Source organism: Paenibacillus litoralis (assembly GCF_046244365.1).
In the GTDB taxonomy this organism is placed as follows: Bacteria; Bacillota; Bacilli; order Paenibacillales; family NBRC-103111; genus Paenibacillus_V.
The window spans coordinates 7,138,338-7,153,784 of record NZ_CP176395.1; the positions used below are offsets into that span (position 1 = coordinate 7,138,338).

The window sequence follows — 15,447 nt, forward strand, 5'->3', positions numbered from 1 at the left end:
TATCTGCCCGGAAAAGGGAGAATGGAGTAAAAATAGTGAACTTAATTCACTAATACTGAACCCAGGTTCACTCGGGAACATGCGCGTCCCAACACAAGCGAAAAACCAACAAAAGAAGCCGTTCCTCAGGCCTTCCAGACCTTCGGTCGATGCTAGCGGCGCAGCTGAAAACGGCTACAAAGGGAGTAAGGACGTGCATCGGAAAAGGGCATCGGAAAAGACCCTGCGGACTCCGTTAAAACCGTATCTTTTTCATTCATCCAATCACGAGAGGCTCCCATTCTCCCTGTTGCGATTTTCGAGCCGCTTCTCCTAAAAACGCAGGCTGCTTCGTCATTCGACAAAGCAGCCTGTGTTCAACTCAATTTATAGAAACGCATCGCATTTAATCCGAACAATTGGTCCATCGAGAACGCGTCGAACGTTTCCGGCAATACCCGTTCCAATGCCTGATACGTTTGCGAATAATCGGCGGCAAGCAGACATACCGGCCAATCGCTGCCGAACATGACACGCTCCGTACCGAAGACGTCTATCGCGTGCGTAATATAAGGCTTCAAGTCGGAAGGCTTCCATTGCTGATGATCCGTCTCCGTCACCATGCCGGACAGCTTGCAATAAATGTTCGGAAACTTGGCGATCTTCGCCATCTGTTCTTTCCACGGGTACAGCTTGCCCGATTTAATGTCGGGCTTGGCGATATGATCGACAACGCCGCGCAAGTCGGGCACCTGTTCAAGCATCTCCAGCACATGCGGCCAGTGGCGGGTATTCATGAGCAGATCGACCGGAAAACGGTCTGCCGCCAATCGCTTGAGCGCCTTAACTACCTGCGGCTTAACAATCCAGCGATCGTCCGCCTCTTCCTGCATCATGACGCGAATCCCGACGAAATACCGGTTTTGCAGAAGCCTCTCGTAATCGCTAAGCCAGCTTTCCGACTCCAAGTCGAGCCATCCGACCGCACCGGCAAGAGTCGGTTCTTTCTCGCATAGCTCGAGCAAAAACTCCGTTTCCTGCACCGTTTGCGCAGCCTGTACGACGATCGTGCGCTGAATGCCGCACTTTTCCAATTCCGGGCGAAGCCGGTCCGGCATATAATCGTCGTATAGCACGCCCGCTTCCGGCGTCAACCAGCCGTAATCTCCCCGCTTAAGCAGCCAATAATGCTGGTGAGCATCAATACGCATCTTCCCGCTTCTCCCCTTGTCAGATAAGTTTGCGCAGAACTACCGAGTCTTAATCCTAATGATGACATGTTTTCCGTCCTGCCGCAACCGCTTTCCTATACATCAGGGATAAGCTCGAAAACCCGATTAGGGCATATCACGCTCCAAACTATGCAGGGTTTCTAGTTAAGCCTGCTAAACCCTTGCTGCGCTTTCTCCACCTCCATTAGCTCATTCATATCGCCGCTGTTCAGCATGCCGGCAAGTTCAGCGAATACTTCGCCGATCGCTTGCCCGTAAGATGCGAGAATCTCAGGCGTATGCGCCAACGTCGGATAAATAACCGTCCCAGCCAAAAAACCTCTGCTCAGCATTTTGATCGTATACAGCGTCTTCAACTTTCTCGCATATTCGCCGGTAAACTCGAATTTCGCCAAGCAAGGATACCCTTCGCCCACATGGACGGGGAGACCGGATTGCAGCCCATTTGTTTTCCATGCGCGCATAACCGCCGATCCTGCTTCCGCAACGATGCCCGGAACGTTCACTGCCCGCATCCGCTCCAGCGTTGCCAGCGCCGCGGCCGGACCAATGCTTTCCGTCCAATAGGTGCTGCTGATGAAGCTTCGATGCGCCCCATCCATCGCTTCGCTCGTTCCGATTACCGCTCCGATCGGATGGCCATTGCCCAGCGCCTTTGCAAAAACGGCGATATCCGGATGAACGCCCAGCTTCAGATGGGCGCCACCCAAATGAAGCCGCCAGCCGATCGTGATTTCGTCGAAAATGAGCAGCCCGCCGATTTGATGTATCGTATCTCGCACATGCTCCAGAAAGCCGGATTCCGGATCGTTATATCGGCAGGGCTCCATCATAACCGCAGCCAGCCGGTCTCCATATTGTTCGATCAACCGATCGAACGCCTGCCGGTCGTTAGCCCGAAACGTGACCGTCGTCCCTCTCAATTCGTCCGGTACGCCCGTCGGGTTCAGTCCCGACATCAAATGTCCTTTCAAGGCGTCGTCCTCACCGAGGTTTGCCGCCAAATACCAGTCGTTCCAGCCGTGGTAGCCGCAAACGGCTACGATTGAGCGGTTTGTCGTAGCGCGGGCGATCCGAACGGCTACGGAGCAAGCTTCCCCTCCCGTCCTCGTATACCGGACCTGCTGCGCCCAGGGATGAATATCGAGCAGCGTTTCAGCCAGCTCTACTTCTTCCGGCGGATTGAGCGTACTCATGCTGCCGAGATTGATCCGCCTTTTGACGGCACGGGTTACGGCCTCATCGCGGTACCCAAGCAAGCAGGAGCCGATCCCGTTCGTGGACATATCGTAGTAATGCTTGCCGTCGAGATCCCAAACCTCGCATCCCCGAGCCTCGCTGAAGTAGGCCGGCCACTTGCCGGGAGCCAGCTGCTCCGGCCTTTTGCTTAAAAGCTGCGTGCCGCCCGGGATAATCGCTTTGGCCGTCCGGTACAACTGCTGCGTCCGGTTTTCCTCGGGACTTGCCTGTTTCGTTAACCGCATCGCATTATCGTAAAAAATATGCTCAATATCCGACTTGTTGAGTCCGATCATATCGGCTGCCGACTTCAAAGCCCGGAGCGATTCCAAACCGACAAGCGTCGGCGCGGTACGGCCGGCACGCTCCCAATCCAGCGTTTCCTTCTGCATCCAGAAGAAGCCGTTTCCGACCGTGACGGCCTTGCCCCTGATCGCCGAGATGGGGAAATCGCTGCCCCACATCAGCTTCTCCGGCCCGAACTCGTACAGAACGGGCGCAATCGCCTCAGCCTCGCAAACGGCGGACATGTCGAAATACACGTTGTCCAATCCTCTAAGCGTTTTGACGCTTTGCGCATGAAGAGCGTGAAAGCTTCGGCCGGCATGCGCCAGCACGCATTTGGCATTCGGGTAGCGGCTGCAAAAGTCGCGAAGCTGCCTCTGATTTTCCGGATCATCCATCGCGGAATCCTTGACGATATGCAGCATTAGGATAAGTCCATGCCGATCGGCCAATTGCCAGAAGCGTTCCGGCAGGAACTCATCGATCTCGGAGTCGGCCGTCGTCTGCCTGGAGCTGAAGCAATGATACGGCTTGAAGCCTACAATTTTATCATTTTGCAAAAAGATGCTTATTCGCTCTTCCGAATACTCCGGCGAAACGAGCAGCAACCCGCGGCTGCTCGTTTCTTCCTCCAATTGTTCGATTAAATATCGATTCGCCTGATCCAGATCGCAAGACTTAAACGGTGCCGGAAACAGCAATCCGCCTTGAATCTGTCTCCCCAGCAGCTGCTCGACGGAGGAACGCCAGCGTGAGACGGACATTTCCTCTTCTCCCTCGGACCATATCGATGCGGCTTGCAGATGGAGATCCTTGACCCTCCAAATATGCGCATGCGCATCGAAAATACGCTCGGGCACAAAGCCCTCAAGCTGCTCCCTTACCAGCAAATCCCGCTCTGTGTATGTGAAATGATCCCGCATCTCCATGTCCCCCGCTATTATTTTTGTTGCACTGAATAAAGACGATAGATCACCATCGCGCTTTCGGCGCGCGAAGTAGGGGCATTTCCCAGTCATCCCCTGCAGCGGTATATACATAAGTGGGAGCGCGTTCCATGTAGCCATGTGAATTCGGCAGCACAAGATCAAAACGGCCTTTACCGCTCAAATCATTGTCCATAATTCGGCGTATCATTCCGCTCGCATCGACAAACAGATTGTCGCCCCCGCCGGCTATAATCCCAAAAACTTGATTGCATTTTCGCGCGCAATCTTATTAAACACGGTTTCGCTGATTTTGTTCGAATCCCGCCATTGAATCAGCGTGTCGACCAAATCCACCGGCATCGTCTTCGTACAAATATCGGTTCCAAAGAACAGCCGGTCCTGGAATTCGGTGAGGAACTTCGGACCGTACTCGGGATCGCGGGCTATGGCGTTATGGGCCGTAAAATCGGATAAATCGCCGTACAAATTCGGATATCTGCGGAACAGAACCGGGACGACTCCCTCTTCCTCGATCGGGCCGCTAGGCAATCTGCCCGTTTGACCTCCATTCAATTTGAAAATAAACGAGCGCTCTCCCGGCGTGCGAAGCCGTCCGATTTCCGCCCAGAACACCGGACCATGCCCGAATATAGCCAAATTCGGGAACCTTTGCAGCGTATGCTCCAGCTGCGGCAAACCGGGATCGTCATACAGACCGAAATCTCCCGTCTTCTGATCGGAGCCGTCGAAGACGATCGGAAGACCTACGCGTTCCGCGCACCGGAATAAATTTTGTACAAGGGGGTCCATCAATTCGGCGTTGAGCATCACTTCTCCCACCCCTTTGCAGCCTTTCTCCTTATAATAGGCAAGCACCTTATCTAGCGGTGCCTCCGCCGAGTTGGTCAAAGCCCGCGGATCGATATTGCAGTAGGGGATGAACCTGTCGGGATATTGCGCGGCCATATCCAGAATATCCTCGTTGGCTTGCGGAAAATAAATTTCCGGGCTGACGATCGGCAGCAAGACCCCCTTCTCGATCCCTAGTTCGTCATAGCGCTGGATCAGTTCCTCCGCCGTGCAGAATTGAACGACGAAAGGCACTGGCTTTCGGTATGCATGAGCATGAATGTCGATAAACATGTATGTTCCTCCTTATATTGGTGTAACATCTTGCTTCAACCATGCAAGAAATGCATCGTCGAACCACTCTTCCGGGTTTTTCTTGAATGCCGCCAGTACATTGTCGACGTACTCATCGGCCTTGATGCTCGTAAAAAGCGAGTTGCCGCACTTGGTATATGTGATCAGGCCAAGCTCATGCAACATGGCTTGCGTTTTCACCGTATCGTGAAACGGCCATACTCCAGGAACATTATGTCTGGCCAGCTTCGACATGGCTGCGCATTTTTTCCCGGGATCGCGTATCATGCTGCAATAATGCTCCACAAGCGCGTATTCCGCAAAATGCTTGAACGTATTATAGAGCGTATCGATGCCGATAAAGACGATTCTCGCTTTATGCAAATACATCTTTTGCCACGGAGACGAATACGAGAAGCAATAATCGCCGAAGACGCCCATTCGCGGACCGTAAGCGGAATGCTCGCTTGTGATCTCGGCTGCCCGTTTTCCCCATGCGGCAACCGAATGCGTGGCCTGATCGCTCCGGATGCTGTCCAGCAGCAGACGGAACGTTTCGGTAATGTTTCCGACGTCGGAGGGGGAATGGCGGATATCCCAGTTGCGGTAGGCGTTTGCAAAATCCCGCTGCACAAGCGTCGGAAACACGACGGTGCCGCTTTCCGTGACCGCTTCCTTGATCGCGTCGATCACGCTAAGGGGACCGCCGATAACGCGGCCAAAGCTTTTTAACGAAGAATGAACGAGCGCAATATCCGACGGTGCGACTCCAACTTCTTGAAAAGCGCGGACGATGTCCGCTTTGGAAACGCTCGGCACCGATTCGCTACTCATGAAATCCCTCCTGAAAGCTGCCGCTGCACATGAAGGCAGTTGAGCACCTTTTCTTGAATATCCTGACGTCTGTAATAGTAATGATTCGTCGCTTCGTAGCCGATCCGCGAATCCATGCTTACGAGTGCATACAACGATTTGGCCAATTCGAGCTCTTCCTCGACAATATCGACCAGACGGCTCCGCAGCTTGCTGCTCGCATCCACGTCCTCTTCCTGAAGGTACCGGTCACGGACAATGACGAATGAAATTTGCATAGCGGTGCTGCGGAAATGATAATAAGCGCCCATTGCCGTATGGAGAAGCTCCGTATAATCCTTTTGGCTGCCGTCCGGCACGACCGCTTCCGCTTCCAGCAATTGGTCCAGGCCCGCCTTCCATTGCTGCGACAGGAGCTGAAACTGCTTCTCGAACCGCTCAACCGTATATATGTTTTTCCAAGTGCTCAGATCGTCGTAGGGAAAGCCCACCATCGTTGCTCTGTAGCCGGTCGGCGTAAGGTACAACAAATTCGCCGGTCCCGAGTTTTGCGGGCCCGTATAGAGAGTTGTGATATGAAAAGGAAACTGCCGGAAGGCTTCGCTCATCCGACCGATCGCCGCGGCGATCGGCTCCGCCGCTTCGCCGAACTTACGCCTCAGCAGCTCCACTTTGCCGGACAATGCCGGTAATCCCGAAGCAACGGCTTCCGAACCGAGTGAACCGGTCACGGACGTTTCCCAGTAATATTCGGAGGCCAACTCGAGATTGGGAGACGGGTATCCCCCCAGCGTCCAGCTTAACATCAGTCCCGTGACTCCGGACTCGAGCAAACCGTTCAAATGCTCCTCAATCAGATCCAGTACAGGCAAATAAGGAACGGCGGAGCATTCCCAGGAATTATTGAACTGCACCTTCGCGACCGTCTGCAGTCCGCGCGCCGCAGCCGCTTCCCAGCTTATTCTCGCTCTTTCTCCCGGGCCGACGATGGAAATCGAGTAGTCCCTCACATACCCCTGTGTGTCCGCTACATGCGTCGGCATCAGCTCCTCGCTTACGCACATGACGCGCATCCCTTCCGGAAGGCCGCGAATTCCCTTGATAAGCGTTTCTTTCTCGTATTCGGTCCAGGCCCAGGTATAGCAGATCAGCTTCGCATCCGGTTTGGCGCTGAACGCCCCTTCGGCGATGCAGCGGCTCAGCTCGGCAACGACCTCGATCGGCTCCCGCTCGCGGCAGCGGGCGCATGTCGTCGTTTCGCGATTTGCGTGCGAGTAGCAATGCGTTACATTTTCCGATTTCGTAATCGTAAACAGTCCCGCCAGCTCCGGAACCTCGGTAAACAGCCGGGCCGTGGAGCTGCGGAGATAGTGCTGAATGTCGGGATGCGATGTGCATAGCACAGCGTGTATACCGTCATGCGAATGCCCCTTCCACTCCGGATATCGCTCGAAGAAGGAAAGCGGCATTTCGCGCGGTTCATTGAAATACAGATAGACGCCGATGCCGTACTCAGCCGCCCGCTCGGTCAGCCTTCGCAGACCGTCCAGCCGCTTCTCCCAATGGACCGACAGTTCGGGCGCCGCATCCCAAGGTACCAGGTTATACAGAACCGTATGCAGCCAAACACCGTTCACACCCAGCTCGGACAAGGATTCCAGCAAGGCGTCGGGATACGGGTCTACCTCCGGATCAATCAAAGGATCGCCAAACACCGCAAAATAAGAATAAATAAAGCGCAGATCCATCTTCGTCTTGCGCTGCGTATGTTCCCGCTTCAACTGTGGCCCTCCGTGCCCTTCCATGCACTTGGTTATCCACTGGAAGCCCCTAAGCAGGCCCGGCTCGTCTACCGCCCGGATCGTTACGGCATGCGCGGACACCTCGATCGCATGGCTTTCCGCGAGCAAGCTGTCGTCCGGACGAATGACGAGATGAACCGTTCGCGGCTGCGCGCCGACAGCCGCCTGCTCCGGGTCAAGCTCGCATGCCGTCATCTCGATCCCCCACCGCTGCTTCATGCGCCGAATAAAACGGTCGACGTAAGCACGCGCATGCTTGCCTTCGGCCGGATAACAGACGCGCCAGCCGGAATCCAGACGAATGTAAGAGGAATCGCCAATGGTCAAGCCTTTTTTGACGCTTTCCGTCGCAAACATCCGCTTATCGTGATCGCCGGCTGCCGCAAACCGGTTCAGAAAACCAAACGGCTTATCCTGTAACGGATGAGCGTCCGCAGGAAAGTGCCGGGTGATCTGCCGCTGAAGTTCGGCCGTCCGTTCCTTCTCCTCGTCAGTCAGCGGGCGATAATAAACAGCCTCTCTCGCCGGCTTAAGCGATCCCAGCTTGATCCAGAGGAAATCGTCCTCTTTCAGGGCGAAGGCAAGCCGGTCAGCCGTCCAATCCAGCAGCACAAGCAACTGCTCGTACGTGAGCAAATGCCAGTTCGCCCGGATGAGCGTAATATAGCCGCGCGACAGCCATAACGGGTCCGTCACAGGAGAGGCGGGCAAGCCCATCCCTACTGCAAGCTCGACCACCTGCTCCGGGCTTGCCTGCAGCAGCTTCGCGATTCGCTCAACCGGCACCATGCCCCAATTCCGCCATACGATCGCTTGCATCGGTGTCGGAAAATGAGAATACTCAAGCGCAGTCTTTCCTTGATCACTCCTAAATAAATCGAGCACGGAAATTCTCCTATCTATAAGTTGATGCTCCTACATCTTGATCGATCCGGAGGTTAAGCCTTCGACGAACTGTTTGCTGGCAAACAGGAACAGGATAACCAGCGGAATGGAAGCGATAACATAGCCGGCGAACAGCGGCCCCCAATTGGTCGTAAACTGATGCTGGAACACCATAAGCCCGATCGTCAGCGGCATCATGCGATCCTCATTGATGACCATCAACGGCCATATATAGTCGTTCCATGTATTCAATACGTTCAAGACCCCAAGCGTAGCGATGATCGCCTTCGACAGCGGAAGCACGATCGTGAACAATATTTTCGTCTCGCTTGCGCCGTCGACCCGGGCCGCCTCGAACATCTCCTCCGGCAGCGAAGAGAAGAAAGACCGGAGTACGAAGATGCAGAACACTTGGCCGCTGGCGATGTAAGGCCCCCATAGGCCCAGCCAGTTGTTAAGCATTTGGAATTTGATGATCAGCCCGAACAAGGGGACTAACGTTAACGTAAATGGAATCATCAGAAGCGCTATGATCAGAAAGTAAATTTTCTCCTTGAGAAAAAACTGCATCCTTGCGAGCGGATAGGCGGCCAGGCAAGAAATAACGAGAACGCCGGCGACCGTCACCCCGCTGATGATAAAGCTGTTGCCGATATAATCGGAGATCGCCTGCCAGGCCGAGGAATAATTTTCCCAATGAAAGGGAAATGTCACGCTCCAGCGGTTCAGGTTAAACTGCGACGAGTCCTTAAACGACAAGCTGATCAAGATAAAAAACGGCAGAACGGTCAAAATGCCAAAAAATATAATGATGCCATGCCTGATGAGAAGACCGCTTTTCGTCGTATGCACGAGACACTCCTTTCCCCCTATTTGGGACTGTATTCCGTCGACGACTGGAGGTATTTATTGTTGATATACGTCACGACAAAGATCAGAATGAACAGAACGACGCCGATCGCGCACGCGAATCCCATTCGGTTGTTGATCATCGCTTCCTGGTACATGACAAGTCCCGGAACGGTCGTCGAGAACCCCGGCCCGCCTCCCGTCAGCACAAGCTGCGTCTGAAAGCCCTGCAGGCTGCCGATAATCGTAAGAATCAGAATCAATTTGATTTGAGACATGACAAGCGGGAGCTCGATCCGGTAAAAAATCCGAAAGCCCTTGGCTCCGTCGACCGTAGCGGATTCGACGATTTCCTGCGGGATGCTCTGAAAGCCGGCCAAGAAGATCAGCAGTGCCACTCCGTTCACCCAAGGGAAGCCGATCAGCATAAGCGACATCAGAGCCGTATCGGGACTAGCGAGCCAAAGCGGAAGCCGATCCTCCGGCATGCCGAAAAACGACAGCGCCGCATTGATCATCCCCACATCCGGGTTAAGAATAAATTGCCAGAGCAGGATGATGATCATCCCCGGGATAACCAGCGGAAATACGAACAGCAAGCGGTATGCATTTTGCAGCCTTCCGTGCCGGACTTTATAAATCATTCTCGCCACAAGCAGCGGTACCGCGATCGAAATGACAATCTGAAACAAAGTAAGCCAGAACAAGTTCCAGAAAGCCTTTGAAAACACCGGCGTTCCGAATATTTCCTTGAAATTGCCGAATCCGATAAATTCGGGCGCGTTAAATCCGTTCCACTTCGTGAATGAATACACGAACGCCGCAATGGCGGGATAATAGCTGAATACGAAGATCATCGCAAGCGTCGGCAGCAAGAATAAGAAAGCGACCACGTTGTTGTTCCTTCTTTTCACCGGCCGGCGAAACGCAGTCTGCATAGCACCTGGCGATAAATTCGTCTCGCTCGTCTGGTCCAATTGGCATTCCTCCTTTACTGCAAAATTCTCGTACCATACCGCAACTTAGCTGCAGCATGGTACGACACCGTGAAACGGGATTGCCTTAACGGCGGCTCCTGGCGCATGGCAAGCGATCAGTGCCGCCCCATTTTTTTCCCGGCGTTATTTCTTCTGAGCCTGCTCATACTGCGCAATAGTTTCGTCGGCGCCTTTGGCATAAGCTTTTTTCACCTCAGCTATAAGGTCGTCCAAGCTCATCGAACCGCTCAAATATTGGATGATGCCGTTTTCCCACGCATCGGAGAACGATTTGCCCATATAAACGTCGTAGCCATTCGTCACGATAAGCGGGATGTCTACCATGAACACCTCATGACCTTCCGGCGCCTTCGCCCCGATAATATTCGGTTCAGACTCCGTTTCCATATCGAGCTTGGAAATGTTCTCAGGCTTGCTGAGAAACATCAAGTAGTCCATAATAATCGGCAGCTTGCCCGGATCGTCCTTCTCCAAGTAGCCCGGAACAATCCACTGCCCCGGCCCCCAAGGGCCAAGTATTTTCGCCCCTTTCTCCGTAGAGAGCGATGCGGATTCCTTGGTCACCAGCGGGAAATTGAACGATCCCCACTCGAACGGCAGCTTCATCGCATTCAACGATGCGATCGACCAGCTTCCGCCGTACATCATTGCCGCTTTGCCCGATGCGAACATTTGGTTCTGATCGTATTTGCTCATATATCCTTTAGGCCAATATTGCGACCATTCCTTGAGCAGGGTAAACTCTTGTCTTAAAATGTCCTCGTTCGGCATCACTCCTTTTTTGGTCGCGCGGGCGATTTCGATCGGATCGAGCCGGTTGTTCTTGTCTTCATCCAGATGAGCCATGTTTCCGATCAGAAACTGGTTATGCAGCAACGTGTCCGACCAGGAAACATCGCAGCAGCCTTTGTTGACATGCATAAATGCGAACGGCGTCGTCCCGCTTTCTTTGATTTTTGCCTGGACATCCATAAATTCTTTCCACGTTTTCGGTATGTTCAGATTGAGATCCTTGAATATTTTCTTGTTGTAATAGATCGCTACGCCTACGCCGTCCGCCGGAATATCGTACAGCTTGCCGTCCGGCGCACGCACCGAATCGAGTATGCCAGGAACGAACGTATCGCCCCAAATTTTATTGCCGTTATACGGAGTCGGCTTCTTCATCCATTCGTCAACCGCGTAGAACCAGCCCTTATGGTAATTCTCCCATGTCGTTTCGAAATTGGTCCAGAAAATATCCGGCGCATCCTTGGCCATCATCCGCGCTTGCAGCCATGCATTGCGGTCCTGCGTGGAGGGAACCTTCACCAGCTCGATCTTGACGTTCGGGTGAAGCGCCTCGTATGCTTTGTTCAGCTCGTCAAGCACCTTCTTTTCCGTCGGGTCCTGCGCATCCGGTCTTTTCGGCATATGTCCCTGCGGGTCGAAGCGTATTACCCACTTCTTGTCGGCTGCACCCTTATCATCCGCCTTTTTAGTAGGTGACGGATCTCCCGCGGCGCTGTCCGCCGGCCCTGCTGACGGCGCGAGATTATTCTTGGAGCAGGCTGCCAGCATAAGCATAACCAGCAAAATCATGAGTGCGGAAAGGATCAAACCGTACTTCTTTTGCTTCATTCTACTTAACCTCCCTGTTCTCTCTTAATGGGCAATCGTACTGCCTGGTTCCTATTTTAGAGGCTTCGCTTTGCCCCTTACATGGCTGCGCTTTACTTCACTGTGCCGGAATTGACTTTAGTTTTGCGTGCTTTCTGCAAATGCCGCTCGCGGTACTCCGTTGGACTGACGCCCACGGTTTGCTTGAATAATTGGCTAAAATGGGAAGCATCCTTAAACCCGACATCGTAAGCGATCTGGAACGATTTCGTCTCCGTTTCCTCGAGCTGCTTTTGGGCTTTGCCGATGCGCGTGCGCCACAGCAGGTCGCGAAAATTGATGCCCGTCTCTTTCTTGATAAACCGGCTAAGATAGCTATGGTTAATGCAAAGCGCTTTGGAAAGCGAAACGAGCGTGATTTCCTCCCGATAGTGGGCCTCCAAATACTGCATGACGTTTCGGATCACGACGTGCACCGATTGCTTATTGTTATTGGCGACTTTTTCTGCGATTTCTATCAGTTTGTGTTCGAGAAATTTCATCAGATCGGATAAGATATCGTAGGACAAAATGATTTTATGCGTCTCGATCCGCTCCTCCTTGCCGTTCGGCTGCTCATACCCGTCCAGCAAACGCTCCGCGCGTTCCATGATCTCGATGGCATAGTGCTGCACTTGCGTTTTGCCGAGCCCCTTGGCCAGCATTTCCCGATAGACGGACCGCAAAAAGGACATGATCTTCTCTCTGTCCCCTCCCGGAAGAATGTCCAGCAGCTTGGCGACGTTGACCTCATCCTTTTTCCCGGTCTCGTCCCGAATCGAAGACAGTGTTTCGCCAGAAATGATCGAGCCTTTGCCGAGCAGCATCCGATAATCCAAGCATTCCTGAATGTCTTCAAGCCCGCTGCGCAAATGCTCTACCGACGGCAGCAGCCGGCTGATTCCGATCGAGATGCTATGATCGAACGAGGATTTCGTGCGGGAAACGATGTCCCGGGATATTTTCATGCTGTCCGATTTCATGTCCCCTAACGGCTGGTCCGGCTGGAAAACGATCAGGTACACGCCCCTTCGGTTCATACAGGTCCAATACGGATACGGATAACCGTTCATCATATGGCAAACTTTTTCTCTTAGCATAAAGAGGGAAGGCGGCTCGCTCGCGCTTTCGGCCAACTCAATATTGTCGACTTCGATAGACAGCATCATCGTTTGTTTCCCGGCGACCTCGCTCCAGCTGGCCTGTTTCTCCAATTCAGCCAAATCCGGCTTATCGGACAACAGCATCCGTACCATTTTTTCCTGCAGCATCCGGTCATCCGTGTTCGCGCGGCTTGCCCCCTGCATGATCAGCTCCACCGCGTCGATCAGCTCGTTCAAGTCGATCGGCTTCGTAATAAAATCGGCCGCTCCCAGCTTCAAAGCCTGCTTGGCATACACGAAATCGTGATACGCCGAAATAAAAATAATAGGCGTATTCGGATAAAGCGAGCGCATCGCACCGGCGAACTGAATGCCGTCCATGATCGGCATCCGGATATCCGAGATCACGAGATCGGGCTTGCACTGATGCGCAAGCTGCAGCGCTTCTTCGCCGTTAGCCGCTTCACCGACGATCGAGCAGCCGATCTGCTCCCATTCCTTAAGCTCGGCCAAATGCCGGCGGATCAATTGCTCGTCGTCCACGATCATAATGTTCATTGGTCATCGTTCTCCTTTTCGAGCGTAATAGGCAACCGTATCCGTACGATCGTCCCGCCTTCCGGCTTGTTTTCCGCCGAAACGCCGTATTCTTGGCCGTAGTATATTTGGATGCGCGACGTTACATTTTCGAGGCCTGTGCCTAAGCCGCCGGGCTTTGATTTCTTGACGATTCCGGGGCCATTGTCCTCCACTTCGAGCCATAGATCGTAATCCCGTTCATAAGTCCTGATGACAATGAGGCCCGGTTTGTCCGTCTGATCGATGCCGTGAACGACAGCGTTCTCGACGATCGGCTGGAGAATAAGCTTCGGCACTTTGACGGCGGCGAGTTCCTCTTCCATTTCCGTTTGCCAAATCAACCGATCCTTGTACCTGTATTTATGGAGCTGCAAATAAGAGACGGCCAGACTGAGTTCCTTTTCCAGAGGAATGAAATCGTCGACCGGCGAAATCGAAAAGCGCAAAATTTTGGACAGCGACCGGATCATTTCCGGCACCTCCTTCGATCCCGCTTCGCTCGCCAATATCCGCATCGACTCCAGCGTGTTGTACAGAAAATGGGGATTGAGATGCATTTTAATCGCTTTCAAATCCGCTTCTTTTTTGAGCAGCTCGGTTTTGTACACTTCCTGAATCAAGCTTTGAATCTCTCTGATCAAGCGGTTGAAGCTGTTGCACACTTGAGCGATCTCGTCTCGGGTGCGGATTCCTTGCATTTGCTCGAAGTCCTCCCGCTCCGCTCTGCGCATAAGGCGGGCCAGCCTGACCAGCGGATTGGTGATGTAGCGCAGGACAAATATAGTGAGAATGAACGCCGCCACCCAAGCTGCAAACGTGATCCATGCGGCAAAGTAGGCAAGGTCTTCGATTTCTTTGTTCAACATTTTTTTGGGGACGATGCTGTAATAAACGAAACCGGAGTATAGAGAAGTTCGTTTGTTGACGATCGTATCGTTGTCATCGGCCAGATTCAGCCGCGTATCGATTAAATTAATATCGGAAGCGGATAGAATCAAATTTCCGGAATTGGCAATAAAGAACGACTCGCTCGAGTAGGTAGCGTACATGTCGAAAACCTTTTGCGGCTTTAATGCGATCGAGATCAACCCGACTTTTTTTTCCATGGAGTCATATTTGATTTCCATTGCCGACATCAGCCGCCGGTGATCGGTGAAGAACGCCCACCCCAACTGGCCGGGCACCTCGTGGGCTATATACGTCAGAGCCGGGTAACTGTCTACCTCGACTGCACCTGAGGAGGCGTACACGATACCGTTCTCGGAGAAAATATAAATCGCATCAATCATCTCATCCGCCGCTACTTCGTCATTCAGCAGCTCCTTGAGCTGTTCCTTGTACAACGTTTTTTCTTCATCGGACAAAGCGTATATTTCGGGGTCATTTTCATATTTGAGAATTCGGTTCGCATATATGCTGCGCGAGATAGTATCCGCTTTTTGTTTAAACAACTTTAAATTCCCGTCTATCTTATCCGCCGTTTCCACCAAAGTCTGGTTCGTCGTTTCCCTTATTTTCGTTTCGATAATTTCGGTAGAACGGAAATAAAATAAGCTGATGATCACGATGAGCGGCGTGACGACCAGCAGCGAATAAATAACGACCATTTTATACAGCAAACGGGACGTGATATGCATCCATAGACGACGAAAAAAATTCATATGATCCCCCCGCGGGAAACGTTTTTGCACTGCTCGCAGCTCCTAGTGAGCATTGTTACGCTGGACGGCCGCGGACGATCGGACTTTTTTTTGAGAACGCTTCCGTTTTAACCGTCACAAACTTTTCCATCTATTAAGTAGTTTAACATTTAATTGGCTGAACGGTATATTCACTTCGCGCAGATTGGCTTTTGGAGTGGTGAAGCAGTCGGCGGTTAGTGCTTGCTGAATTTAGCCAAAACTGCTGGAATCGATTCATGATCCCCATCCGTTTCGAGATAAAACCGTTACATTGCAAGCTAGCACACCTGC

General features: G+C 52.8%; 10 protein-coding genes. All 10 read right to left on the reverse strand.

Annotation, left to right across the window (positions count from 1 at the left end):
- Nucleotides 1-356: 356 nt before the first annotated feature.
- Nucleotides 357-1,190 (reverse strand): amidohydrolase family protein, encoded by an 834-nt coding sequence (locus ACKGJP_RS29995; protein ID WP_409342440.1) that lies wholly within the window; start codon nt 1,188-1,190, stop codon nt 357-359.
- Nucleotides 1,191-1,351: 161 nt separating this feature from the next.
- Nucleotides 1,352-3,658, reverse strand: coding sequence for an aminotransferase class III-fold pyridoxal phosphate-dependent enzyme (locus ACKGJP_RS30000; RefSeq protein WP_409342441.1), 2,307 nt, complete (start codon nt 3,656-3,658; stop codon nt 1,352-1,354).
- Nucleotides 3,659-3,910: 252 nt separating this feature from the next.
- A complete protein-coding gene (locus tag ACKGJP_RS30005) occupies nt 3,911-4,807 on the reverse strand; it encodes an amidohydrolase family protein (RefSeq protein ID WP_409342442.1) in 897 nt (298 codons plus the stop codon).
- Between the two features lie 12 nt (nt 4,808-4,819).
- The gene (locus ACKGJP_RS30010; RefSeq protein WP_409342443.1) at nt 4,820-5,641 is read right to left on the reverse strand and encodes an AAC(3) family N-acetyltransferase; all 822 of its coding nucleotides are present in this window, start codon (nt 5,639-5,641) and stop codon (nt 4,820-4,822) included.
- The gene (locus tag ACKGJP_RS30015; protein WP_409342444.1) at nt 5,638-8,307 is read right to left on the reverse strand and encodes a hypothetical protein; all 2,670 of its coding nucleotides are present in this window, start codon (nt 8,305-8,307) and stop codon (nt 5,638-5,640) included. The genes ACKGJP_RS30010 and ACKGJP_RS30015 overlap by 4 nt, the downstream gene beginning before the upstream one ends.
- A 30-nt stretch (nt 8,308-8,337) precedes the next feature.
- Nucleotides 8,338-9,159 (reverse strand): carbohydrate ABC transporter permease, encoded by an 822-nt coding sequence (locus ACKGJP_RS30020; RefSeq protein ID WP_409342445.1) that lies wholly within the window; start codon nt 9,157-9,159, stop codon nt 8,338-8,340.
- A 17-nt stretch (nt 9,160-9,176) separates the two neighbouring features.
- Nucleotides 9,177-10,133: a carbohydrate ABC transporter permease gene (locus ACKGJP_RS30025; protein WP_409342446.1), complete on the reverse strand. Its 957-nt coding sequence runs from the start codon at nt 10,131-10,133 to the stop codon at nt 9,177-9,179.
- A 144-nt stretch (nt 10,134-10,277) separates the two neighbouring features.
- Nucleotides 10,278-11,774: an ABC transporter substrate-binding protein gene (locus tag ACKGJP_RS30030; protein ID WP_409342447.1), complete on the reverse strand. Its 1,497-nt coding sequence runs from the start codon at nt 11,772-11,774 to the stop codon at nt 10,278-10,280.
- Nucleotides 11,775-11,866: 92 nt separating this feature from the next.
- Nucleotides 11,867-13,453 (reverse strand): response regulator, encoded by a 1,587-nt coding sequence (locus ACKGJP_RS30035; protein ID WP_409342448.1) that lies wholly within the window; start codon nt 13,451-13,453, stop codon nt 11,867-11,869.
- The gene (locus ACKGJP_RS30040) at nt 13,450-15,135 is read right to left on the reverse strand and encodes a sensor histidine kinase (RefSeq protein ID WP_409342449.1); all 1,686 of its coding nucleotides are present in this window, start codon (nt 15,133-15,135) and stop codon (nt 13,450-13,452) included. Before ACKGJP_RS30040 ends, ACKGJP_RS30035 begins: the two co-directional genes overlap by 4 nt.
- Nucleotides 15,136-15,447: the final 312 nt, after the last annotated feature.

Bases quoted from the DNA above. Each gene is read 5' to 3' on its own strand.
- ACKGJP_RS29995 (WP_409342440.1), bottom strand. From the start codon at position 1,190: ATGCGTATTGATGCTCACCAGCATTATTGGCTGCTTAAGCGGGGAGAT.
- ACKGJP_RS30000 (WP_409342441.1), bottom strand. From the start codon at position 3,658: ATGCGGGATCATTTCACATACACAGAGCGGGATTTGCTGGTAAGGGAG.
- ACKGJP_RS30005 (WP_409342442.1), bottom strand. From the start codon at position 4,807: ATGTTTATCGACATTCATGCTCATGCATACCGAAAGCCAGTGCCTTTC.
- ACKGJP_RS30010 (WP_409342443.1), bottom strand. From the start codon at position 5,641: ATGAGTAGCGAATCGGTGCCGAGCGTTTCCAAAGCGGACATCGTCCGC.
- ACKGJP_RS30030 (WP_409342447.1), bottom strand. From the start codon at position 11,774: ATGAAGCAAAAGAAGTACGGTTTGATCCTTTCCGCACTCATGATTTTG.
- ACKGJP_RS30035 (WP_409342448.1), bottom strand. From the start codon at position 13,453: ATGAACATTATGATCGTGGACGACGAGCAATTGATCCGCCGGCATTTG.
- ACKGJP_RS30040 (WP_409342449.1), bottom strand. From the start codon at position 15,135: ATGAATTTTTTTCGTCGTCTATGGATGCATATCACGTCCCGTTTGCTG.